This window comes from Acinetobacter sp. HZNU-JH01 (assembly GCF_037996845.1).
Lineage (GTDB): Bacteria > Pseudomonadota > Gammaproteobacteria > Pseudomonadales > Moraxellaceae > Acinetobacter > Acinetobacter haemolyticus.
Genome location: NZ_JBBMZX010000001.1, coordinates 2,137,284 through 2,162,056 on the forward strand (window position 1 = coordinate 2,137,284; position 24,773 = coordinate 2,162,056).

General features: G+C 40.2%; 23 protein-coding genes. 16 read left to right on the top strand and 7 right to left on the bottom strand.

Annotated elements, in window-relative coordinates:
• Window positions 1-225: 225 nt before the first annotated feature.
• The 5 genes from AAC851_RS10220 to AAC851_RS10240 all read left to right on the top strand — a co-directional run bounded on the left by AAC851_RS10220 (window position 226) and on the right by AAC851_RS10240 (window position 7,357).
• Window positions 226-1,809, top strand: a complete 1,584-nt coding sequence (locus AAC851_RS10220) for a TerC family protein (protein WP_004637531.1) — start codon at window positions 226-228, stop codon at window positions 1,807-1,809.
• Between the two features lie 202 nt (window positions 1,810-2,011).
• Entirely contained in the window at window positions 2,012-2,494 is a 483-nt protein-coding gene (locus tag AAC851_RS10225) for a YchJ family protein (RefSeq protein ID WP_004637533.1), read from the top strand.
• A 52-nt stretch (window positions 2,495-2,546) separates the two neighbouring features.
• Window positions 2,547-3,191 (top strand): trimeric intracellular cation channel family protein, encoded by a 645-nt coding sequence (locus tag AAC851_RS10230; protein ID WP_262444752.1) that lies wholly within the window; start codon window positions 2,547-2,549, stop codon window positions 3,189-3,191.
• Between the two features lie 109 nt (window positions 3,192-3,300).
• Window positions 3,301-5,520: a DNA topoisomerase IV subunit A gene (gene parC / locus AAC851_RS10235; protein WP_340600840.1), complete on the top strand. Its 2,220-nt coding sequence runs from the start codon at window positions 3,301-3,303 to the stop codon at window positions 5,518-5,520.
• A 157-nt stretch (window positions 5,521-5,677) separates the two neighbouring features.
• Entirely contained in the window at window positions 5,678-7,357 is a 1,680-nt protein-coding gene (locus tag AAC851_RS10240; RefSeq protein ID WP_100834140.1) for an AMP-binding protein, read from the top strand.
• A gap of 68 nt (window positions 7,358-7,425) precedes the next feature.
• On the opposite strand, the gene AAC851_RS10245 is transcribed toward AAC851_RS10240, so the two are convergent.
• A complete protein-coding gene (locus AAC851_RS10245; RefSeq protein WP_005087879.1) occupies window positions 7,426-7,812 on the bottom strand; it encodes a hypothetical protein in 387 nt (128 codons plus the stop codon).
• Between the two features lie 149 nt (window positions 7,813-7,961).
• Between AAC851_RS10245 and AAC851_RS10250 the strand changes: the two genes are divergently transcribed.
• Together AAC851_RS10250 and ppa are read left to right on the top strand one after the other, a co-directional pair.
• Window positions 7,962-8,360, top strand: coding sequence for an MAPEG family protein (locus AAC851_RS10250; RefSeq protein ID WP_004637541.1), 399 nt, complete (start codon window positions 7,962-7,964; stop codon window positions 8,358-8,360).
• A gap of 118 nt (window positions 8,361-8,478) precedes the next feature.
• Window positions 8,479-9,006, top strand: a complete 528-nt coding sequence (gene ppa / locus AAC851_RS10255; protein WP_125502940.1) for an inorganic diphosphatase — start codon at window positions 8,479-8,481, stop codon at window positions 9,004-9,006.
• A gap of 102 nt (window positions 9,007-9,108) precedes the next feature.
• On the opposite strand, the gene AAC851_RS10260 is transcribed toward ppa, so the two are convergent.
• Window positions 9,109-10,434, bottom strand: a complete 1,326-nt coding sequence (locus AAC851_RS10260; protein WP_340600841.1) for an OprD family outer membrane porin — start codon at window positions 10,432-10,434, stop codon at window positions 9,109-9,111.
• A 738-nt stretch (window positions 10,435-11,172) separates the two neighbouring features.
• Between AAC851_RS10260 and AAC851_RS10265 the strand changes: the two genes are divergently transcribed.
• Together AAC851_RS10265 and AAC851_RS10270 are read left to right on the top strand one after the other, a co-directional pair.
• On the top strand, window positions 11,173-11,943 hold the full coding sequence (locus AAC851_RS10265; RefSeq protein ID WP_325772589.1) for a TorF family putative porin: 771 nt from the start codon (window positions 11,173-11,175) through the stop codon (window positions 11,941-11,943).
• A gap of 421 nt (window positions 11,944-12,364) precedes the next feature.
• On the top strand, window positions 12,365-13,153 hold the full coding sequence (locus AAC851_RS10270) for a TorF family putative porin (RefSeq protein WP_340600842.1): 789 nt from the start codon (window positions 12,365-12,367) through the stop codon (window positions 13,151-13,153).
• 47 nt (window positions 13,154-13,200) lie between these two features.
• Here the strand turns inward: AAC851_RS10270 and AAC851_RS10275 are convergent, their stop codons facing one another.
• Complete coding sequence (locus tag AAC851_RS10275; RefSeq protein WP_340600843.1) at window positions 13,201-14,688, bottom strand: YifB family Mg chelatase-like AAA ATPase; 1,488 nt, start codon at window positions 14,686-14,688, stop codon at window positions 13,201-13,203.
• Window positions 14,689-14,757: 69 nt separating this feature from the next.
• Window positions 14,758-14,985, bottom strand: a complete 228-nt coding sequence (locus tag AAC851_RS10280) for an accessory factor UbiK family protein (protein ID WP_004637578.1) — start codon at window positions 14,983-14,985, stop codon at window positions 14,758-14,760.
• Between the two features lie 273 nt (window positions 14,986-15,258).
• Between AAC851_RS10280 and glnK the strand changes: the two genes are divergently transcribed.
• From glnK to AAC851_RS10315, 7 genes are all read left to right on the top strand, one after another.
• Window positions 15,259-15,597, top strand: coding sequence for a P-II family nitrogen regulator (glnK, locus tag AAC851_RS10285; RefSeq protein WP_000780326.1), 339 nt, complete (start codon window positions 15,259-15,261; stop codon window positions 15,595-15,597).
• A gap of 68 nt (window positions 15,598-15,665) precedes the next feature.
• The gene (locus AAC851_RS10290; RefSeq protein ID WP_109439500.1) at window positions 15,666-17,054 is read left to right on the top strand and encodes an ammonium transporter; all 1,389 of its coding nucleotides are present in this window, start codon (window positions 15,666-15,668) and stop codon (window positions 17,052-17,054) included.
• Between the two features lie 137 nt (window positions 17,055-17,191).
• Window positions 17,192-17,656, top strand: coding sequence for a transcriptional regulator NrdR (gene nrdR, locus AAC851_RS10295; RefSeq protein WP_004637581.1), 465 nt, complete (start codon window positions 17,192-17,194; stop codon window positions 17,654-17,656).
• A gap of 12 nt (window positions 17,657-17,668) precedes the next feature.
• A complete protein-coding gene (gene ribD, locus AAC851_RS10300; RefSeq protein WP_100834134.1) occupies window positions 17,669-18,769 on the top strand; it encodes a bifunctional diaminohydroxyphosphoribosylaminopyrimidine deaminase/5-amino-6-(5-phosphoribosylamino)uracil reductase RibD in 1,101 nt (366 codons plus the stop codon).
• Window positions 18,766-20,058, top strand: coding sequence for a DNA adenine methylase (locus AAC851_RS10305; RefSeq protein WP_075316344.1), 1,293 nt, complete (start codon window positions 18,766-18,768; stop codon window positions 20,056-20,058). Before ribD ends, AAC851_RS10305 begins: the two co-directional genes overlap by 4 nt.
• Before the next feature lie 398 nt (window positions 20,059-20,456).
• Window positions 20,457-21,296: an MIP/aquaporin family protein gene (locus AAC851_RS10310; protein WP_100834133.1), complete on the top strand. Its 840-nt coding sequence runs from the start codon at window positions 20,457-20,459 to the stop codon at window positions 21,294-21,296.
• 162 nt (window positions 21,297-21,458) lie between these two features.
• Window positions 21,459-22,118: a riboflavin synthase gene (locus AAC851_RS10315; RefSeq protein ID WP_005083982.1), complete on the top strand. Its 660-nt coding sequence runs from the start codon at window positions 21,459-21,461 to the stop codon at window positions 22,116-22,118.
• Window positions 22,119-22,164: 46 nt separating this feature from the next.
• Here AAC851_RS10315 and blhA read toward each other — a convergent pair whose 3' ends face one another.
• Genes blhA through AAC851_RS10330 form a run of 3 tightly spaced genes read right to left on the bottom strand, consistent with a single transcriptional unit; the run spans window position 22,165 to window position 24,686 of the window.
• Complete coding sequence (gene blhA, locus AAC851_RS10320) at window positions 22,165-22,791, bottom strand: cell division protein BlhA (RefSeq protein ID WP_340600844.1); 627 nt, start codon at window positions 22,789-22,791, stop codon at window positions 22,165-22,167.
• A gap of 35 nt (window positions 22,792-22,826) precedes the next feature.
• Window positions 22,827-23,234 (bottom strand): DNA polymerase III subunit chi, encoded by a 408-nt coding sequence (locus AAC851_RS10325; protein ID WP_005087898.1) that lies wholly within the window; start codon window positions 23,232-23,234, stop codon window positions 22,827-22,829.
• A 3-nt stretch (window positions 23,235-23,237) separates the two neighbouring features.
• A complete protein-coding gene (locus AAC851_RS10330; protein WP_340600845.1) occupies window positions 23,238-24,686 on the bottom strand; it encodes a leucyl aminopeptidase in 1,449 nt (482 codons plus the stop codon).
• Between the last annotated feature and the right edge of the window lie 87 nt (window positions 24,687-24,773).

Sequence of the window (24,773 nt, forward strand, 5' to 3'; positions counted from 1 at the left end):
GTAATGAATTGCAAAAAACATCCCTATAAAAAATGATGAATTTTATTTTGTTCTTGCCTATACTGAAAATCCGTTAAGTAAAAAATGTACTTCTATGAGTAGTGGTTGTTGTCACTCCGCTTTGATATTTTATATTTCTAAAAAAAATGTTTTGGCTGCCAATGCCGATCTTTTCAATCAGCAAATCCATGCCGATCTTTATGATTCTGTAGGGGAGTCACATCTATGATTTTTGAATGGATGTCTGATCCCGCAGCGTGGGTCGGTTTGGCGACTTTGGTGGTGCTTGAAATTGTACTGGGTATTGACAACCTTGTTTTTATTGCAATTTTAGCTGAGAAGCTGCCCCCTGAACAACGTAATGCCGCACGTAGAATTGGCTTGATTCTCGCATTATTGATGCGCTTAGTCTTGCTGGCCTCCATTGCTTGGGTGGTCACCTTAACAGCGCCATTATTCCATGTTTTTGATCATGCCTTTTCAGGACGAGACTTGATCTTATTGTTTGGTGGGGCGTTCCTTTTATTTAAAGGGACTATGGAATTACATGAGCGTATTGAAGGTAAGCAGGCTTTAAGACAGGAAAATCCTGTACATGCTGTGTTCTGGGTCGTAGTGGTTCAGATCGTCGTACTTGATGCGGTTTTCTCGTTGGATAGCGTGATTACAGCTGTTGGTATGGTGAAAGATCTCTCGGTGATGATGATCGCAGTCACGATTGCGATTGGTATTATGCTGATTGCTTCTCGACCATTAATGGATTTTGTAAATAAACATCCAACCGTTGTGATTCTGTGTCTTGGCTTTTTGATGATGATTGGTTTCTCATTGATTGTCGAAGGCTTTGGATTCCATATTCCAAAAGGTTACTTATATGCCGCAATTGGCTTCTCGGTTTTGGTCGAGGCGGTCAATCAAACCATGCGACGCAATCAAGAGAAATTGGTAACGACCACGGATTTGCGTTATCGCACTGCTTCTGCGGTGTTGCGAATGCTCGGCAATAAAGGCATTAACAGCGATAATCAACACAAAGAAACAGAAGATGTATTGGCAACACAGGCCTATGCCAAAGAAGTGTTTGATGAAGATACAGGCGTTTATCACAGTGTCTTAGTACAAGGTGTATTAGGTTTGTCTGAGCGCCCAGTGAAATCGGTGATGACGCCACGACCAGAATTGGAGTGGTTGGATCTCGATGCAGATCCAGCTGAATTAAAAGAACGTTTAATGGCAATGACCCATTCACGTTTAATTATTGCTCGCGGTGAATTGGACAATATTGAAGGTGTTGTTCTTACTCACAAAGTGTTAAATGAATATATTGAAACAGGAGCAATTGATTTCGATAAACATTTACGTGAACCTGTGATTGTGCATGAAAATGCACAAGTTCTCATGGTCATGGAGCAACTGCGTCAAGCACCATTGCAAATGGCGATCGTACTCAACGAATACGGTTCGATAGAGGGGATTGCAACACCAATTGATATTCTTGAAGCGATTGCTGGTGAGTTCCCAGATGAAGATGAATTAGAGGCAGCGGCTGAAAGTCTAGAAGATGGCTCACTTTTATTGGAAGGCTCAACGGATATTCGACACGTTTCACTTTTGTTGGCGAAAGATTTGGTTGATGAGAGTGAAGAATACTCAACATTATCCGGGTATATTTTATTCCATCTAGGGCGCTTACCTGAAAATGGTGAAGCGGTGGAAGCCGATGGATATTTATTTGAAGTGGTTACAATGGATGGGCACAAAATTGAAAAAGTGCGTATTGTTGCTAAAGAAAAGCCTGAGCGAGGTTGAGCAAACATTTAAGTATGGCTTAGACGTATAACGTTAGAAAGCAAGGCTTTGTTCTATTGTATTGATAAGTGACGAAAGCTTTTTAATAAGATGAATCGCTTAGCTGTAATTAGAATAGTAAATAAGTTAAATAGCCCTAGGGTTTGGCCATCGTGACATGATGATGGTTTTTACTCGGGCTATTTTTATTTGAGAAAGAAACATGACACTGTTAAAGAACTGTCCATGTGGACGCGGCTTATATGTAGAATGCTGTCAACCGCTTCATTTAAAACAGCAAGTTGCTGAAAGTGCTGAGCAATTGATGCGCTCGCGCTATAGCGCCTTTGCCCTACAGCAAATTGACTATATTTTGGAAACAACGGCTCTGGGACAACAAGCATTGTTAGATCGAGAGGCGATTGCTGACTGGAGTCAGTCTAATCAATGGTTAAAATTAGAGGTGCTTCGACATCAACCCAAGCTCGATAAAACACATGCCTTGGTTGAGTTTAAAGCGCATTACTGTGATAAAAATCAGGATGGAAAACAGCCACATATTCATCATGAAGTTTCGCATTTTGTCTTGTATCAACAGCGTTGGTATTTTCTTGATCCTACTTTAGATATGCAAATCACCATGAAGCAAGCATGTATTTGTGGATCAGGGAAAAAATTTAAGCAATGTTGTGCACAATTCATCTAAGTTTGTCTTAAAATAGCGCACACTTTTCCGCCTTGTTTAAGGATTCAGGCAAATGTTACTCACCGTGATTTATATTATTGCCATTACTGCAGAAGCAATGACAGGTGCACTGTCAGCAGGCCGCCGTAGTATGGATTGGTTCGGTGTGACATTGATTGCTTGTGTGACTGCTTTGGGCGGTGGTTCTGTACGTGATGTTTTATTGGGGCACTATCCTTTAACTTGGGTGAAGCATCCAGAATATTTGGTTTTGACGTGTTGTGCTGCCTTTGTCACGATCCTTATTGCCAAATGGATGAAGCATTTACGAAATATCTTCTTGGTACTTGATGCACTTGGTTTAATCGGATTTACGATTATTGGCTGTCAGATTGCTTTAGAAATGGGACATGGCTTTGTCGTCTCGGCAGTTGCTGGCGTATTAACGGGGGTCTCAGGTGGGATCTTGCGCGATATTTTGTGTAATGATGTACCTTTGGTATTCCGCCGTGAGTTATATGCCAGTATTTCTTTTGTTGCGGTGATTTGCTATTGGGTGTGTTTACAGTTAGGGCTTGGTCTCGAGCTGACTGTGATTGCAACTTTAGTTTTTGGTTTCTCACTACGTTTGATCGCGATTTATTTTGGTCTGGAAATGCCAAAATTTATTTATAAAGATGATGATGCGGAGTCGGCTTCGTCAACTGATGAGCATTGATCAGACACCATTTGACGTTTAAACAACAACAAGGGCTTGTCACAACGCTTTCATCCACATAGCATACAAAATATTGACGATAACAAATAATTTTGGATGAATCGCTGAAATGACCAGCCTTGCACATCATGCAACCGAAAACCGTTCCGTAGCTGAATTCACAGAACAAGCTTACCTTAACTATGCCATGTACGTGATTATGGATCGTGCATTGCCGCATATCAGTGATGGTCTAAAACCTGTACAGCGTCGTATCGTTTATGCGATGAGTGAGCTCGGTTTAAAATCGACAGGTAAACCGAAGAAATCGGCACGTACCGTTGGTGATGTACTCGGTAAATATCACCCACACGGTGACTCTGCTTGTTATGAAGCAATGGTGTTGATGGCACAGCCATTCAGCTATCGCTATCCATTGGTTGAAGGTCAGGGTAACTGGGGTTCACCTGATGATCCAAAATCATTTGCAGCAATGCGTTATACCGAAGCTAAACTCTCAGCGTATAGTGAACTATTACTGAGTGAGCTTGGGCAGGGTACCAGTGAATGGCAAGATAACTTTGATGGTTCAATGAAAGAACCAATCACGCTGCCTGCTCGTATTCCGAATATTTTACTTAACGGCACAACGGGTATTGCGGTCGGGATGGCAACCGATATTCCACCCCATAATCTACGTGAAGTGGTGAAAGGAACGATTGCGCTGATTCGTAATCCTGAAACTACAGATGAGAAATTGGCTGAATATATTCCCGCACCAGATCTGCCAACCAAAGCAGAAATTATTACCCCACCTGAAGAATTGTTAAAAATTCAAACCACAGGTCGTGGTAGTTACCGTATGCGTTCGATTTATACGGTAGAGAAAAATGAGATTGTGATTACTGAACTGCCTTATCAAGTTTCAGGGTCAAAAGTGATTACTCAGATCGCAGATCAAATGATTGCGAAAAAGTTACCTTTGGTCGCAGATATTCGTGATGAGTCAGATCATAAAAATCCAACGCGCTTGGTGATCGTACTCCGTTCTAATCGGGTTGATGCAGAAACGGTGATGAGCCATTTATTTGCAACCACTGATCTAGAGTCAAGCTATCGCGTTAATCTGAATATGATTGGGGCGGATGGCCGTCCACAAGTCAAATCGATTCGTCGTATCTTATTAGAATGGATTGAGATTCGTAAGCAAACGGTGACACGCCGTTTGCAATATCATTTAAATAAAATTGAAAAACGTTTGCATATCTTGGCCGGTCTTTTAATTGCCTATCTTGATATTGATACGGTGATTCGAATTATTCGTGAAGAAGATCAACCGAAACCTGTGTTGATGCAGCATTTTGGGATTGATGAAATTCAGGCCGAAGCGATTTTAGAACTCAAACTACGCCATTTGGCTAAACTTGAGGAAATGGAAATTCGCCGTGAACAAGAAGAGTTAGAAGCAAAAGCGGCAGTAATTCGTGAGCAATTGGCAAATCCTGAATCATTGAAAAATTTAATTATTACTGAACTGAAAGAAGACGCGAAAAAGTTTGGTGATGATCGACGTTCGCCGATCGTTGCCCGTGCTGAAGCGGTACAAATTCGAGAACAAGATTTGATGCCAGCTGAAACGGTCACGGTTGTATTGTCAGAAGCAGGTTGGGTCCGCGCTGCGAAAGGTGCGGATGTCGATGCTGCCAATTTAAACTATCGTGCAGGTGATCAATATCTCAGTCATGCTGTGGGTAAAACCAATCAGCGAGTCTACTTTTTAGATCAAAAGGGTCGAAGCTATGCTTTGCCGATTAGTAGCTTACCTTCGGCGCGAGGTTTAGGAGAACCGTTGAGTTCAAAACTTTCGCCTGCAAGTGGTGTGTCGTTTATTCAAGTCTTGGTCGAAGATGATGCGAATGAATTACTGGTGGCGAGTTCGAATGGCTATGGTTTCAAAACTCAAGCAACACAGTTAGATACCAATGCCAAAGCAGGTAAAGCTTTCCTAACTGTGATGGAGAAGGCAAAGGCATTACCATTGTTGCCAATTCAGCAAGCAACGCATGTTGCAATCTTGAGTTCATCGGGTCGTTTACTGATTATTGATTTAGCAGAACTTCCAGTTCTGAATAAAGGTAAAGGTAACAAGTTGATACAACTTGATGAAAAAGAGCAAATTTTATCCATGACAACGCTGGCATTAGATGAAATAATCCAAGTCGCTGCAGGACAACAGCACTTAAAACTGAAGGGAGATGATCTCCAAAAATATCTAGGAAAAAGAGCAACAAAGGGCCAACTTTTACCACGGGGATATCAAAAAGCAAATAGACTCTTCATTCAGAGATAGGGCTAGTATTCTGTGATATAAATACGTTATATATGACGATGTATTCATATTGTTTGGATAGATGAACAGGGCAATTCAAAAAGTTAAAAAAAATGTTTTGCCATGGAAAGTAACGTTGTTACATTTTTAAGGATTACCACTCGGAGATAATGGCATTATGGAAAAGATTTGGTTTGCAGAATACCAAAAGACAGGAATTCCAGAAACAGTTGAACTGCCTGCTGAAAACACCTCACTTGTTGATATTTTTGAACGCAATTTCCAAAAATTTGGGTCACGTGATGCCTTTATCTTTATGGATAAAGTTTTAACGTTTAATGAGTTAGAGGTTGCCAGCCGAAAATTTGCAGCTTATTTACAAAGCTTGGGATTGGCAAAAGGAACGCGTGTTGCGGTGATGATGCCGAACGTTTTCCAATATCCAGTGGTTGCATTGGGGGTATTTCGTGCGGGTTTGGTTCTTGTGAACGTCAACCCACTCTATACAGCACGTGAGTTAGAGCATCAATTGAATGACTCTGGTTCAGAAGTATTAGTGATTATTGAAAACTTTGCCAGTGTGTACCAGAGTATTATTGGTAAAACACCAGTGAAGCATGTGGTGGTTGCGACTGTTGGTGACATGCTCGGTACGTTAAAAGGTACGATTGTTAACTTTGTTTTACGTAAAGTACGTAAGCAAATTCCTGCATGGAACATTCCAGGTCATACCAAGTTTAATACTGCGCTGAACAAAGAAAGCCCAAGTAACTATAAGCGCCCAAGCTTAACTTTGAGTGATACGGCTGTACTCCAATACACAGGTGGTACAACAGGTGTTTCTAAAGGTGCTGAGCTTACACATCGCAACTTAGTGGGCAACCTTTTACAGTGCGAAGCAATTTTCTCAAGCAAATTTGGTGCATCTGATAGTGAAAAAGGTGATCGTATTGTTTGTGCATTACCGCTTTATCACATCTTTGCATTCATGGTTTGTGCAATGTACGGTATGTACAAAGGTCAAGCAAACATTTTGATCCCGAACCCACGTGATTTACCTGCGGTTATTAATGAGCTACGTAAATATCGCCCTTCTTTCTTCCCAGCGGTAAACACTTTGTTTAATGCATTGGTAAATAACGAAGAATTTAAGCAACTTGACCATAGTAACCTTAAGATGGCGATGGGTGGTGGTATGGCAGTATTGCCATCAACTGCTGAAGCTTGGAAAAAAGTGACAGGTACAATCATTATCGAAGGTTATGGTTTATCTGAAACTTCTCCTGTTGCAACTGCAAATCCACCAGCAACAACTGAATTCAGCGGCACAATTGGTATTCCATTGCCATTGACTGATGTTGCGATCTTAGATGATGACGGAAATGAGCTTCCTCAGGGTGAACAAGGTGAGATCTCAATTCGTGGTCCTCAGGTCATGAAAGGTTACTGGAATCGTCCTGATGAAACTGCAAAAGTGATGACTGCTGACGGTTTCTTCCGCACAGGTGATATCGGTATCATGGATACACGTGGTTACTTCAAAATCGTGGATCGTAAAAAAGACATGATCTTGGTTTCTGGCTTTAACGTATATCCAAGTGAAATTGAAGAAGTCATTGCGCAACACGAAAAAGTATTGGAAGTTGCTGCGATTGGCGTTCCTGATGAAAAATCAGGTGAAGTTCCAAAATTATTTGTTGTGAAAAAAGATGATTCTTTAACAACAGAAGAAATTCTTGCTTTTGCGAAAAAGAACTTAACAGGCTATAAATGCCCACGTTATGTTGAATTTATTGACGAGTTACCAAAGTCAAATGTAGGTAAAATTTTGCGTAAAGATTTACGTAAACCTGCTTAATACTTTAATGGTCAACACCATCTAAAAAAATGCCGCAATTCAGATTGCGGCATTTTTTTTTAGATCTTCTAGTTTGATTTTTTCATAAGCCAGCGATCAATATAAGGGCGACCAATGCCGACGATACCCACAAAAATAAACATCGTAATTAACTGAAAGCGCAATCTAGTTATATCAAAGCCATTGAAACTAAAGTAGTTATCCGCAAAAACATAGAGCACAATAATAGTTAACCAGTGCCAAAGCGTGAGGCGTTTAATTCCAACGGCATAAAAAGCGATGGTTAAAATCAAAAATGTACCTAATGTTGATTGCCAGTTAAGATTTGCACAGATCACACTCAATAAAAATGCAACGATAGGCAACACAATTTTTAGAATACGATCAACTTTGAGTTGGTGTTGACGTTGTTGTGCGAGAACATCCAACATTTCTTTTTGATCTTGGTTTTGCATAAACGGATCCTAAAAATAAAACAACGAGACTTTATTCAGCTTAGACTGCAGTCCATACAGAACCGCAAAAATGCTTATCGAACAAGTACAAATGAAAGTTTAAGTTATGATAGCATGATGAGACGAACTTCAAAGATGGATGTCAACGCATGCAAGGTATTAACGGTATTATATTGATTATTATCATCGCATGTTTATTACCTTATGTTTTTACCTTGATTGCAAAATCAACGGGTGGTTTCCAAGCCAAAGACAATCAGAATCCTCGTGAATTTTTAGCAAAAACCACAGGTCTTTCCGCTCGGGCAAATGCAGTTCAGCAAAATAGCTTTGAAAGCTTACCTTTGTTTATTGCTGCCATTTTGATGGCGGAATATATGGTGATTCCTGAACGCTTTATTTTGGCGTTGGGGTGGGCTTATATTGTTTTCCGAGTCATTTATGGAATTTGTTATCTCGCAAATTGGGCAACTTTACGTTCAATCATTTGGCTCTTTTCTATACTTTGCCCAATTTTATTATTTGTGATTACCATAAAAATCACTTAAATCAAATGGAATGTAAAAATTCATTCGCTCTAATACCAATATACAGCATCATTTTGCTGGTATTCACGTTATAATCTGACCGATTTTTTATATTCAATTCAAATACACGAGTGTTGATATGAGTTATAGCAATATTCCTGCGGGTAAAGACGCACCAAATGATATTTATGTCATTATTGAAATTCCTGCGAATGCAGCACCAATCAAATATGAAATCGATAAAGATTCAGATGCATTATTTGTAGACCGTTTCATGGGTACAGCAATGTTCTACCCAGCAAACTACGGTTATGTACCAAATACATTGTCTGAAGATGGTGATCCATTAGACGTACTTGTTGTAACTCCACACCCTGTTGCTGCGGGTTCTGTGATTCGTTGCCGTCCAGTCGGTAAATTGAACATGGAAGATGACGGTGGTATCGATGCGAAATTGATCGCTGTTCCACATGAAAAATTATCTCCATTGTATAAAGACGTTCAAGAATACACTGATCTACCACAACTATTGATCAGCCAAGTTGAGCATTTCTTTGCTCACTACAAAGATTTAGAGCCTGGTAAATGGGTTAAAATCAGTGGTTGGGAAAATGCTGATGTTGCAAAAGCTGAAGTGTTGAAAGCAATCGAAGCTGCTAAAAAATAATTTTAAAAGATAAAGTCTGATTTTATCACCCTAAAATCAGGCTCATAAAAAAACCGCCATTCAATTGAATGGCGGTTTTTTTATGAGTTGATCTAAATTGAATTAGAATAGTTTCACAGGAATATCAAGGAACAAACGCCATTCATTGGTTGAGCCAATGACATTGCTGACATATTGACCAGAAACATTATTATAGGTATCACTTGAACGTAAGTAAGAATAGCGAACACGTAGGCTTGCATCTTTCAATGCACCTGTTTGAACTGTATATTTGACTTGGTTAAACAACTCATGTTCTTCGGCTTGGTCAATGATTTTTGAGCGATCTGTTATTTTAGCGATATCAATATCCCAGCCATAAACAAATGCAGTTGTCCAGTTTAGACCAGGTAAACCGTGATTTTTAAAGTTATAGTTATATTGTAGCCCGACAGATTTTTCATCATTACCATTAAAGTCACCTAAATAGGAATTAGGCACATAGATACTTTGTAAACCATCAGCATTATAGCCATAGTCATACCCAGTATTACCTGTGTTATCTTGATAAGAAAGCATGATGTTATGTACATCTTTGCCATAGCCCACTGAAACAGCCCAAATCGAGTTTTTACGGTTTGCTAGATCATCTGTGGTATGTGAATCAGTGAGCGCATCTTTATCCCATTTTGTATGATAACCCATGGCATCAAGTGTTAAGGTACTCTTGTCTTTTAAGCTTTGGGTAAAGTTTACATTGGCATAATGACGTTCTAGCTTATCTTGAACATCTAAGCCATAATACGATGAATTGAGTTGATCATTAAATTTATATTTAGCACCCCAAACTACTGCACGATCAAGCCCTTGACCTGTCACATCTTTATCGGTACTAATTTGGTTTGACATTTGGTTTTTTGTGAACTTACCTGCAACCACATTTAGATTTGGAATTTCATTACTTTCAACGAAAACACCTGTGTAATACTCAGGTACTAAACGGGCTTGATTACTTGCCATGACAGGAAGTGTTGATACCTGTGTACCATAAGTCACGGTTGTGTTGGAAATACGTGCTTTCACATTGGCACCACCACGAGCCCAATGATCATAAGCAAATCCACGATCATCTACAGGAATCATTTGATTACCCGTATTATTATTCGCACCAAGCTTAAAAGATGTATCACCTACTACGCCAACACCAAAGCCAATAATACCCTTTGTAAAACCTGATTGAAGATCAAAAATGGCAGTTTGCGCTGTTGAGCTTGTATCATTTGTTAAACCGTCTTTTTTATCACGATTTAAAAAGCCTGTGCGGAACAATACTGAACCATTTGCATCCTCAACAAATCCTTTTGCTTCGCTTTGTTCGCTTGCATATGTTGAAGTGATTAACGCAGCATTAATTAATACCGCTAAAGTAAGTTTCTGTGCCTTTGGCATAGTTAGCCTCATAAAATAAATTAATTTGGGAAGAAACCGAAATTTTGACCAATTGTATAAGTTATACATAAAAAATATAGATTTTTATTAAAATATTTTAACTAATTTTAAATAGAATACTTATAAAATATTATGATTTATTTCTTGTTTAAAAAGTAGCCTAAATAAAATTAAGTATATGAATATATTGTATAAAAAACTATATATTGGTCATAATATTGTGTGGTATTTTTTGATTTTATTCAGCATATAATGTGTGATTAAGGTATGTATTTTCTCTTTAAATTTAATGATTTATTTATTTTTTGGTTAAAAAGTTATCGATTTGATTTGCAAAAAATTACATCCCGACGAATGGTATCTTTTCATTAATAAGAGGGCACTATCCCTGCAAATCCAACTAATACCTAGATATGCACTTTTATTGCGCATTTTTGATATGTGGAATATATAACTTGGATTTCAAGCATTTTAGTGGTGTGTATTTTTTAATGGTGCATCTTTATTGTGCAACAAATGACCTGAAATTGTTTATTGCTTCTAAATTGATCATAAAAAATTGGAAAATCATGTGTTTTAGGGCGGTTGTGGCACATTGTTGTACTTGTAACAGCACTTTTATGGGACAGACACTATATTTTATAAGAAAAATTTGAAGTTGGCACAGCATTTGCTAATTACATTCTGATGCAATTTAAAACATAAATCAGTCGAATATCCATCATGGGGGAGATCAATATGATGAAATTTGCATGTAAGGCACTTGTACTTAGTATGGTTGCTGGACTATCAACAGTAAGTTTCGCTTCAGAAGATAACGCACTTGCTAAAAGTGGTTTAAGCTTCTCTGGAAGTGCTGCGTTAACAACCGATTATCGTTTTCGTGGTATCACCCAAACGGAAAATGATCCAGCGATTCAAGGTGGTTTTCAATTAGATCATGAATCAGGTCTCTATGCTGGTGTGTGGGCTTCCAATGTCCATTTTGGTTCAGATGATCCAACACATTTAGAGCTTGATCCCTATATTGGCTATGCAACAGAGTTACCATTAGCTGGTAAACCAACTTTAGATGTGGGTTTATGGTATTACGGCTATCCAAGTTCGTCTGACTTAAATTGGTTAGAAATCTACGCGAAACTTGGCTTTGATAATGCAATTGTGACTGGCGATAACCTATTAGCGGCAGTGAACTATAGCAATGATGTGGCAGGTTCAGACGAAGATGGTTGGTATCTAAATCTTGCTTATAGTGTTCCTTTTGCTGATACTGGTTTTGGCGGTGTAGCAAGTGTAGGTTATACCAAAGTAGATATTGATGATGCTTTTAATGGAAAAGACAACTATGTTGACTGGAAAGTTGGTGTAAGTTATGACTTTAAATCAGTTGAAGGTTTTAGCGCAGAATTAGCAGCGATTGGTACTAATATTGATACTGATGAGTTAGCAAAGTTCGAGAAGCGTGGTGTAAAAACTGGTGCAGTCTTTACATTAACTAAGAGCTTCTAAGCTTTTTGAGTTTTAAAAGCAGAGCAACGGCTCTGCTTTTTTATGTCAGAATTTTTGTTGAAAAAATATACTTTATGTGTTTTCAGATTTTGCTCAACTAAATGATCAGCCAAGTAGAGCTTTAAATCAGATTTGTTATTGAAAAATAAGAATATTTTAGATTTAAGGCATGCATGTATGTTCCATTATTTTGCTATTTAAGTGTGAAACGCCCCATTAAGTTCTAAACTGCTTCAGTTTGGAGATCTCCTTCAAATCAAAATAAGATTTTTTAGATTAAAAAACTTTAAATTCGGTATTTTTTTATTTAAGTTGTTGTTTTTAATTTAATTAATTTGTTTGGCATAGCACTTGCAAATTACACCATGATGCACTTTTAAACTTAAATCATTTGAATGTCTAAATCATGGGGGAAATCAATATGATGAAATTTGCATGCTCAGCTGTTGTTTCAGGGGTTGTTGCAACAGCATCAACTTTTACATTTGCGGAAGAATCGAAGCTTCCATTTCCTGGCTCGATTTCAGGAAATATTAGTGTTGTATCAAGTTATAACTTACGTGGGATGACCAATTCACCTGAAAGTGATACACCTGCGATTCAAGGTGGGTTGGATTATACGCACGACAGTGGATTTTATTTGGGTTATTGGTTTTCGACTTTGACAGCGGCTTATGCTGATTTTAATACTTCTCCAACCTATGTACCTCAAGAAAAGAAATCTTTCGAAAATGATTTTTATGCAGGCTATAAAGGCAAAATTACTGAAGATCTCGGTTATCAAATTGGAGCAACTGTTTATTACTATTATCCAGGTTGGGAGTCTACAGGTTACGAAACAATTGTAGGATTGAACTATAAAGATTTTAGTATTACTGCTCAAACCCTATTAAATAATGTGACCTTTGGTAATAAAGGTGATACGTATTTCTTAGCGAGTTATACACCACGGTTGCCAGGTGGGTTTACTGGTAAAGCGCAGGTTGCAGCGTATTACTATGGAGATGATGATGAATATTTAACCTATCAAGCGAAGGCAGGCGACGTCACCAAAACGGATTTTGCTTTCCGTCATGCGACATTAGGTCTGTCTCATCCCTTAGGTGCAACGGGTGCAACTTGGAGTCTGGATTATATTTTTGGTGGTTATACTCGGGATGAAGTCAAACATAAGAACAAAGTTGTTTTAGGTCTGGGTTACGCTTTTTAATGATAAGAAGAATTGAAGCGACCTGAGGGTCGCTTTTTTAGGTGTATTTAATTTGAATTGCCTCGATAAGATAAGGCTTCTGTTAAGTGACTGCTTGAGATAATTTCACTTTCTGCTAGATCTGCAATGGTTCGAGCAACGCGCAGTACCCGATGGTAGGCACGTGCAGAAAGATTCAAACGTTGTTGTGCCATTTCAATAATTTTGGCAGAGCTTTCATCTAAACGAGCGTATTGTTCTAATCGTTTTGGTGAAAGTGCTTGGTTTAAGCATTGCTGTCTATCGATTTGTTGGTGATAGGCTTTGATGACGCGTTTGCGAACGGTTGCAGAGTCCTCACTTGCTGTTTGATCTTGTAATTCTTGTGCTTGTAATGGAGGGACATCAATATGAAGATCAATACGATCTAATAATGGACCTGAAATGCGATTTTGATAGCGTTGAATGCTTTCTGGAGAACACTGACAGCGACTATCCTGATTGAACGCATAGCCACAAGGACATGGATTCATAGCTGCAATAAACTGGAAATTTGCTGGAAAAGTCATTTGTCGTGCAGCACGAGAAATCACAATTTCCTTAGATTCAAGAGGTTGGCGTAGAACCTCAAGCACTTTACGGTCAAACTCAGGGAGCTCATCTAAAAATAATACACCTAAGTGAGCTAGAGTAATTTCTCCAGGTTTAGGTTGTGAGCCGCCTCCGACCAATGCAATTGCAGATGCAGTGTGGTGTGGAGCACGAAAAGGGCGTTGCCCAAAATGGTGCGGGGCATTTGCCACAGAGTAAATACTCGCAACTTCTAAATTTTCTTGAGCATTGAGGGGTGGCAAAATAGAAGCTAAACGCGAGGCGAGCAAGGTTTTACCCGTACCTGGTGGACCTTTGAACAGTAATGAATGACCACCTGCGGCCGCAATTTCGAGTGCACGGCGAGGGCGAAGTTGCCCCTTCACATCTGCAAGATCAAATTGATATTGTGAGCTGTTGATATTTTCTCGTTGTGGTGCAGCACTGAGCTTGGTGTTGCCCAAAAAATGTGCACAAACTTCTTGAAGATGTTGAGCCGCATATACTTCGAAGTTTGGGAGTTGACTCGCTTCATCTAAGTTTGCAGTCGGGAGTAACATACGATGCTTGGCTTGCTGACAGGCCATTGCTATGGTCAATGCACCAGAAATTGGGCGTAAATGACCATCAAGTGCTAATTCACCAATAAATTCAAACCCATCCGTACATTGTTCTGGTAATTGCCCTGATGCAATCAAAATACCCAGTGCAATGGGCAAATCTAGGCGAGACCCATCTTTGGGTAAATCTGCTGGCGCCAAATTAATAGTTAAACGTTTGGTTGGAAACAAGAATCCACTATTGATAATTGCTGAACGAACACGATCTTTACTTTCTCGGACAGCAGCTTCGGGTAAACCAACGATGGTCAAAGAGGGTAGCCCTGAACTGATATGAACTTCGACCTCGATTTGAGGCGCATGTAGCCCCAATAATCCCCTCGTATAAATTTTTGCAAAAGACATTTTATTGTTGTTCCATTGTGGTGCTTTATTTTTAATCATTTTGAGGTGCTTTTTGCACCGAGTTGGTGCTTATTTTTTGTTCTGCACCATTTCCTCTAAAGTTTTCATTTGTTGCTGTAATTCGGTTAGGCGCTGATTTGCTAAATTCAAAGCTGTTCTTTGGCGATCAAGCTCTTGCTTGGAAACCAGATCTAATTTTTCGATACTTTCATTTAACAATGCTCGCAAGTTTTTTTCCAAGTCTTTTTTAGGTTGATCAACTTGCTGCAAAATCGCTTGTAAAAGAGTTTCAATCATAAAGTGCTCAATAAGTTATGTATATTTGCTGCTCAGTGTACCACTGCTTGTTGGAATCCTCTAGCACTGCTGAGCAGCTTGGGATGTGACTGAGAAATCTAGTTAAATCTTGGCAAATGATACTTATTTTCTATTGATGATCTACTTCTATTCGCTTAAATAGGTTATAAAGAAGCCATATGTCCAATATTTAAAAACCCCCAACCTTTGAATATTGGCATGAAAATTGAACATAAAACCTTACTGGTGAAAATAAGCCGAAGGAAAACACACATGAAGCTTGTAACTGCAATTGTTAAACCATTCAAGTTAGATGATGTGCGTGAAGCACTCTCTGATATTGGTGTTCAAGGGATTACCGTAACTGAAGTCAAAGGTTTCGGGCGTCAAAAAGGTCATACTGAATTGTACCGTGGTGCTGAGTATGTGGTTGATTTCTTACCGAAAGTAAAAATCGAAATCGCGATTAGCGATGAGATGGTTGATGCGGTTATTGAGTCAATCACTCGTGTCGCAAGCACTGGAAAAATTGGTGACGGGAAAATCTTTGTCACGAATTTAGAACAAGTTATCCGTATCCGTACGGGTGAGACTGGACCAGATGCTGTCTAAATTGGCACAAACTTTGCTGAGTTAGAAATTAAGAGAAATAGCTCACAAAATGAGGTTGGGGGACACGAATGAAAAAAATGCTTATGGCGCTCAGTCTATCTGGCGCACTCTTAGGTGGTTCGACTGTCGTTTGGGCAGAACCAAATCCTGAACAGAATGCTGTTACCACCGAAGCAGTTGTCTTATCTACGACAACTGACGTTGCGGATGCACCTGAGGCTGTTGAAACAGAAGTTGTTGCAGTTACAGAAGAGGCAGTGGAAGCTGTAGATAAAGCTGACACAATGTTGATCTTTGTATCGACAGCTTTAGTCTTGTTTATGACTTTGCCTGGTTTAGCACTGTTCTATGCAGGTATGGTACGTCGTAAAAACGTTCTATCTACCATGATGTATAGCTTTGGTGCAGCAGCGATCGTCAGCGTAGTCTGGGTCATTATTGGTTACTCTATCGCTTATGGCGAAGGTAATGCCTTTATGGGTGACTTCAGTAAAGTCATGCTCACGGGTATTACGGCAGAAACAGGTGGCGCACTCCCTGAAATTATCGATGTCATTTTCCAAATGACTTTCGCGATTATTACTGTTGCCATTATCAGTGGTTCTGTTGCAGAACGTATGAAGTTCTCAGCATTTATGGTCTTTGCCGCACTTTGGGTGGTACTGGTTTACGCTCCAATCTGTCACTGGGTTTGGGGTGGTGGTTGGTTAACTGGTAAAGCACTTGATTTTGCTGGTGGTACAGTTGTCCATATTAACTCTGGTGTTGCTGGTTTAGTTGCGGCATATATGATTGGTAAGCGCGTTGGCTTAGGTCGAGAGTCTATGGCACCGCATAACTTAACCTTAACTTTGGTTGGTGCAAGCATCCTTTGGGTAGGTTGGTTTGGTTTCAATGGTGGATCTGCGTATGCAGCAGATGGTACCGCAGGTATGGCATTGGTTGTTACTCAAGTAGCAGCAGCAGCAGCGGCACTATCTTGGTTGGCGGTTGAGAAAATTGTACGCGGTAAAGGTTCTGCTTTAGGTGCAGCGTCTGGTGCAGTTGCTGGTTTAGTGGTTATTACTCCTGCTGCTGGTTTCGTAACAGTCAGTGGTGCTTTAATTATGGGCTTGATCGGTGGTGCTGCATGTTTCTGGTCAGTGACTGTTCTTAAACGTATGCTTAAAGCGGACGATTCTTTAGATGCATTCGGTCTACATGGTATCGGTGGTATTATTGGTGCGATCTTGACGGGTGTTTTTGCAAGCTCGTTCATTATGGGCGATGATGCGCCAACCAATATGTTGGCACAATTATGGATTCAGGTTGAAGGCGTGCTTGCAACTATCGCTTATAGTGCTGTGATGACCTTCATTATCCTGAAAGTGATTGATCTTGCGATTGGTATTCGTGCTAGCGCTGATGATGAGCGTACAGGTCTTGACCTTAGCCAACATGGCGAACGTATTGAATAATCAGAATAATTGATCTAAAAAAACAGCTCCAGTCAGGAGCTGTTTTTTTATGCATTGTGGCAGGTTGAATGTCCTCTAGTTCAGCAATTGCAGAAACTTTGCTACACTTAAGCAAAGTGAGGAAATAACGCACCATTATGCATTGTCCATTTTGTAACGCCGCTGATAGTAAAGTCATTGACTCCCGTTTGGCTGCCGAAGGGTGCCAAATTCGGCGTCGTCGTGAATGTGTGGTTTGTGGTGAGCGTTTTACAACATTTGAAAGTTATGATGTTGTGATGCCACGTGTGTTAAAGTCAGATGGTAAAAGTGAGCCGTTTGATGAAGCAAAATTACGCCGTTCATTAATGCATGCACTACAAAAACGTCCTGTGACCCAAGAACAGATTGAAACGGTTCTCAGTGATATTCAATCGCAAATCCGTCGTCTCGGTGAACGTGATGTGAAATCGAGAATGATTGGTGAAATTGTAATGCAAGCATTGTTTGCATTGGATCATGTTGCTTATGTTCGGTTTGCCTCTGTTTATCAAGATTTCCAAGATGTTGAAGCTTTTCGCCATCAGATTGAGCAGATGCAACAACGTGAAAATGAAGTCTAAGTTAGAGAGATTATGTCTGAGTTAACCCCAAATCATTTATCTCAAGCGCAGTATTGGATGCAACGGGCAATTGATTTGGCTCGACTTGGGCAATATTCAACTAAACCCAATCCCAATGTAGGTTGTGTCATTGTCAAAGATGGGAAAATCTTAGGTGAAGGCTTTCATCCAAAAGCAGGTCAGCCTCATGCAGAGGTTTTTGCATTGTGCCAAGCGGGTGAAGATGCAAAAGATGCAACGGCTTATGTGACCTTAGAACCTTGCGCACATTATGGTCGCACACCACCTTGCGCTGAGGCTTTAGTAAAGGCACAAGTGAAGAAGGTTGTGATTGCTTGTTCGGATCCGAATCCATTGGTTGCAGGCAAAGGTGTAAAGATCTTGCTAGATGCAGGGATAGAGGTTGAAACGGGTGTTTGCACCGAGATTGCAAAAGGTTTAAATCTAGGATTTTTAAAAGCAATGTCTATAGGTTTACCTTATGTCCGTTTAAAAATTGCATCAAGTCTAGATGGGCGTACTGCGATGGCTTCTGGGGAGTCAAAATGGATTACAGGAACCTTGGCTCGACAAGATGTGCAACACTGGCGGGCGATCTCTGGTGCGGTGATTACAGGCATTCAAACGGTTTTAGCCGATGATTGTGAGCTGAATGTCCGAGTACTAGAGGGTGTTGATCTTTCTACAGTGGTGCAGCCAAAGCGAATTATTTTAGATCGTCAGGGGCAATTGCCGCTTACAGCCAAGATTTTGAAAAATCCTGAAACCGTGATGGTGATGACACCATTTCGCCAAGAACTTGCTGATTTAGGCGTGATACAATTGTCACCGCAACCTTTAAATCAATTATTACAGACCCTTTCTCAACAATACCAAATATATGATGTATTGGTTGAGGCGGGTGCAACTTTATCGACTGCCTTTTTACAACAGGGTTTGGTTGATGAAATGATTAGTTATGTTGCTCCAACTTTACTGGGTCAATCTGCTCGGGCGATGTTCAATGCTGAATTTAGCCAAATGGCCGAACAACGACGATTTGAGTTGGTCGATGTAACCCAACTTGGGCAAGATATTCGCCTGAGATTGCTCCCTATCCAAGAGATGATATGAATCCAGAACCATCGGTTTATCACAAACGCCGTCATGCTGCCCGTACGACTGATGAATATCTTTTTCATCAGCTTGTTCCATATCTTGGGAATAAACGTCGTCTTTTGCATCTTATTTTAGAAGCGCTTGAGATTACTGGGACGTTGAATAGCAAGAAAAAGAATCCACCGATTTTTGCTGATTTTTTTGCAGGGAGTGGGGTGGTTTCTCGTTTAGCCCGTCAAAATGGCTACCGTGTGATTGCCAATGACTGGGAACCGTATAGCCATGCGCTGAATCATGCGATTTTAGCTTGTGTTGATGCGCCAGCATTTAAAGAATTGGGTGGCTATCAAAAAGCGATTGATTATTTAAACCGTTTGCCTGAAGTCAAAGGTTGGGTTACCCATAATTTGTGTCCACGTAATGACGATGTCTATGATCCTGCTCGTGATCGTTTGTTCTTTAAGCGTCGTAATGGGATGCGAATTGATGCGATTCGTCAGCAGATTGCAACTTGGCAAGCACAAGGTGCGATTAATGATGTTGAAATGAGTGCTTTACTCGCACCGTTACTTTACTCAGCAAGTTTTGTGAGCAACACCAGTGGGGTGTTTAAAAGCTTCCACCAAGGTTGGGGTGGACGTACTCAAACTGCTTTGGAACGAATCGAATCATTACTTTGGTTAACACCAAGCCGTTTCTGTGAGATTGGAGATGCAAAACGTCCTGCCGCAGAAGTGTGGTGTGTTGATTCACAACATTTGGCTAATCAAATGAGTGGCTTTGAAGTTGATGTTGCTTATCTCGATCCGCCTTATAATCAACATGCTTATAGCAGTAACTATCATGTCCTGAATGCGCTGACTTTATGGGATCAGGTTGATTTGCCTTCACCTGATACTAAAGGTTTCAAGAGCGGGATTGATCGTGCGTGGCGCAAAGAACGTCCAAGTCCTTATAATTCTTCCAAGCATGCCAAAGATGCCTATGAGAAGTTATTGGAAACGATTAATGCGCGCTATATCTTGACCAGTTATTCGACTGATGGGAATATTGAGCCAAAAGATTTACTGACCGCAAATTTAAAACGTGGCAAGGTCACGTTGTTAACGCAAGATGTTCCTCGTTATCGCGTTAGTAAGCAGCGTCAGTCAGAGCGCGCACGCGTACTTGAATTTATTGTGATTACAGATACTCACGCAAAGTCTGGTCCGCCATTGCGGCAGTTACTTGGTCAGTTGTATCACTTTGCCGAATTGGGCGGTGTTGATACCACAGGAAATAGTACCCAACTTGCACTTTGGTAAGATAACAAAAACACCACTTTGCCATACAAAGTGGTGTTTTTTTATTTCATTCTCTTATTTAATCGGTTAATACAATAAATAGAATCGTTTTGTTAAATAACTCACTGTTTTTATGATAAATATCTTGTAATTTTTATTGTATTTCTAGATGGTGAAGCTTAATCTTTTTGAATTTATTTACTATGGTGTTTTATATTAATTTATAGATAAAACAAATAATTATGCATACTCTTTATGTGGTGGTTATTCGTTCTTTAAGTTTGATTTGGGTAGGGAGTAGTTTTATCAATCGTTCAAAAAACTATCAAAGATGATTGACCGATTTTAAAAATAAATATAGTTTTCCGAGCTGAATTTAGGGTCTTGCCTATGAGTAGCGATGACCAAGAGAGGTTGTTATGAGTCGCTCGGAACCCACATTATTGGGGCAATGTGTAGCTGAATTTTTTGCTACCGCAATTTTTTTATCATTTGGTATCGGTGTGGTGGCTGCACTTAAACTTGCTGGAGCAGATTTAGGTCTGTGGGAAATCAGTATTGTTTGGGGCTTAGCAGTTGCCTTAGCAGTTTATTTATCGGCAGGTATTTCAGGTGCACATCTTAATCCAGCGGTGACCATCGCTTTGGCTTTATTTGCAGGCTTTGATAAACGCAAAGTTCCTTTTTATATCATTGCTCAAGTGGCGGGCGCTGCAACCGGTGCGTTGATGGTATATGGACTGTATAGCAGTTTGTTTGTAGATTTCGAACAGACGCATCATATGGTACGAGGTAGTATTGAAAGCCTTGAGTTAGCTGGAATTTTTTCGACATATCCGCATCATTTATTGTCGCTTGGTCAGGCGTTTATGGTGGAAATGTTTATCACCATGCTATTACTTTGGTTAATCATGGCGATTGGTGATGACAGCAATGGTTTACCGCGTGGGCCATTAGCACCAATTTTAGTTGGTCTATTGGTTGCCGTAATTGGAGCATCTTTTGGACCGCTGACAGGCTTTGCCATGAATCCTGCACGTGATTTTGGTCCGAAAATCGTTGCCTATTTTTCAGGATGGGGACCCGTTGCGTTTACGGGTGGACGAGATATTCCATATTTCATTGTTCCTATTCTTGCGCCAATTGTTGGGGCTTGCTTAGGAGTATTGGGCTATAAACTGTTTTTTAGCCATTTCTTGTTGAGCAATAAAGTTGAAGAAACGCATCCTGTCGAAAAACAAGTATCAGAAATGCAATAGTTGATCACTTCATCTATATCTATAGCAACATGGGCGGTCAGAGGATCGCCCTTTTTATTCATCTGAATTTGAACTAAGCGTGCCTTGTTATCTGGGTTTCTTTGCTTTAAGGTATTTGCTTTACTGCGATGCGTACTGCAATAAAGGTAGGTTAAAAGTCCCATGTTTACAGGCATTATTGAAAGTTTAGGTAAGGTAGAAAGCTTACAAAGTGTAGGTGGTGATGTTCGTCTGCGTATTCAGACTGATTTAGACATGTCTGATGTGCATTTGGGCGATTCAATTGCCACCAATGGGATTTGTCTCACTGTGATTGAGTGGGGAGATCACTGGTATGCAGCCGATGTTTCACGTGAGAGCTTGAACCGTACCACACTAGGCCAATGGAAAGTTGGTCAAGCTGTCAATGTGGAAAAAGCCATGTTGCCAACGACACGTTTTGGTGGGCATATTGTGAGTGGTCACGTTGACGGTTTAGGTGAGATTACGCTGGTTCGTGAAGATGCGCGTTCCCTCTATTTTGAAGTTACAGCACCTGTTGAACTTGCAAAATATTTAGCAGAAAAGGGATCTGTGACGGTAGATGGAATTAGCCTGACCATTAATCACCTACGTGGCAATATTTTAAGTTTAAACTTGATTCCGCATACTGCAGAACGGACTAACATTGGAACATGGCAAGTGGGCACTAAAGTGAATTTGGAAGTTGATGTACTTGCGCGTTACATTGAGCGTTTGTTGCTAGGCGATAAGGCGGCCGAGCAAAAAGCTGAATCGAATATTAGTATGGCTTTTTTAGCTGAAAATGGATTTTTAAAATAAAAATCTAGCTCATTAAAAAGCCCAGTTTCGCTGGGCTTTTTAATATTTACTGGTCGTTAGAAAATTCACTATTTTTCAAGATGTATTCGATTTCGTCTTGCGCCACTGCATGTAGTTTAGCTCTGAATACAGTCACGGCTTGTTCAATTAAACTTTCGGCTTCTAATTCGAGTCGAACACGAACACTTTCTAATTCTGAAAGAATTTGCTGGTCATCAATTGTGAGGCGTTGTCCTTGAGCATAATCAATACTTGGTTGTTCAGGATTGCTTTGATAACGTTCGGTTTGTGCATTGATTTCCTGATCAATGTGCTCACGTAATGCCAAGAGATTTTCAGTTTGTTGTTGAAATTGTCGTACTTCATCGGCTTGAAGTTGGGCGGCGTAGGCTGCTTCAGCAGCACGTTTCTCAGCTAAGGCTTTTTCTAAGGTAAGTTGTTTGCGAATACGAGCTTGTTCAATCAACTCTGCTTTAAGATCAGCATAGGCTTGATCAATGCGTTGCTGTGAACGCAGTTCAGCTTGTTCTTCTTGCTGACGCCAAGTTTGAATGGCGGTTTGTGGTAATAGCAGATCACAAATGCGTGCTAAATCATCCTGATAGGTTTGACGTACAGCCTCAGGGGTATTTAACCAGCGTTTTTTAAAATCTTGACCTACATTTAATGCCACACCACACTCCTCAAATGATACGCTTGCTTGTCGATTTATAATTTAAAAGTTCGAGGCTCGATACCTAAACGACGATACGTTTTAAATTTTTCTCGTCCAAGTTGCTTCGCAGTTTCATTATTCTCGATAATTTCGATAATGTGGCGAAAATCTTGAATTTGTTCAAGTGCATGATTGTTAAAATTAAACACGATCCAATCATTGGATGGCGGTAATTGTTCTGAAATACAGACGGGACTATGACTTTCGTCGATGCCATGTGGAATAAAGCTGTTGGGATCAAAACTCCATAATTTGTCATCAAGCTCATTTTGAATCTCTGAATCAGTACAATACCACCAAATTTGTGGATGCTGATTCAGAATCTTTCGGCATAAACGGCAAGCACTTTCGACTTGCCGTTCGGTACTCTTTTCAAAGAGATAAAAGCTGACTTGTGTCATGTGTTAGTTTTTCGCTTCAACACGATTTGCTAAAAACTGCATCAGTAAAGGGACTGGACGTCCTGTCGCACCTTTGGCTGCACCTGATAACCATGCAGTACCAGCCACGTCCAAATGTGCCCAGCGATAGTCACGGGTAAAACGCTCAAGGAAACATGCGGCTGTGATTGCACCACCATGAGGGCCACCAATGTTGGCAATATCGGCAAATGGAGAGTCTAGTAATTCTTGATAGTCTTCCATGACTGGCATACGCCATACACGATCGTGTGACTGTTCACCAGCTTGTTGTAATGCTTGGGCAAGCTCATCATCTGGTGTAAATAAGCCACTCACGACCTTACCTAATGCAACAACACATGCACCTGTGAGTGTCGCAATATCAATCACCAACGCAGGATTAAAACGTTTTACATAAGTTAAGGTGTCACATAGAACTAAACGACCTTCTGCATCGGTATTGAGGATTTCAACCGTTTGACCACTCATCGTCGTGACAATGTCTCCGGGACGAGTGGCGCCACCTGAAGGCATATTCTCTGCTGCTGCAATTGCCCCCACCACATGAATTGGCAACTGCGCTTCACAAAGTGCTTGCATGGTGCCAAGTACGGATGCTGCACCGCACATATCGAATTTCATTTCGTCCATGCCTAAGCCAGGTTTCAGTGAAATACCGCCAGTGTCAAACGTTACACCTTTACCAACAAGAACGACAGGTGCTTGTTCAATTTTGGCATTATATTCTAGCGTGATGATACGCCCTGGACGGTCTGAACCTTTGCTAACGGCAAGAAATGCATGCATGCCCAAGTCAGCCATCTGTTGTTCATCCAGTACCGTTACTTTTAAATGGTCTGGATATTGTGCTGCAAGAGAAAGTGCTTGATCTGCTAGATATTCAGGAAAACAAATATTCCCAGGACGATTGCCTAAGTCTCGAGCATAGCTTTGGCCAGATTGAACTGCATGAATCAGATTGAGTTGGGCATCATCTAAAGTTGTCTGGCTCGCAATCAGGTGGATAGTTTCGAGTACAAACGCATTCTTTTTTGATTTGAACTCGTCATAGCCATAAGCAGCCTGAGTCAAACTTAAAGCAAATAGTGAATGAAGCTCTGCTGGTAGTGCAGATAAATCAACACTAATTTGTTTAAATTTATTTTGTGATGATTTGATAATCGTTTGTGCAAGTTTTGCTAATTTGGTTGCTTTGAGCTCAGTGGCATTTCCAAGTCCGAGTAGTTGGGTGTTACTGTGCTCCGCAACTTTTGCAATTAAAGCTAAGCTTTCATTAAAACTTGCTTTAAAGTGAGTTGCGGTTAAGACTTCTTCTAATTGACTGATTTGGTAGGAGTTTAGATTGGTTTGTAGTTGTTCTGAATCCACCAAAATCCATAAAGATTCACTTGCTGTTTGTGTTGGAAAGGCATGATCAAGAGTAAATTTCATTGTTTGTTTAGAACCTAATCGGTAAAAAATAAAGATAATCTCATTAAACACTTTCAGATATGAGGTTGCAATCCGCAACATGCGATA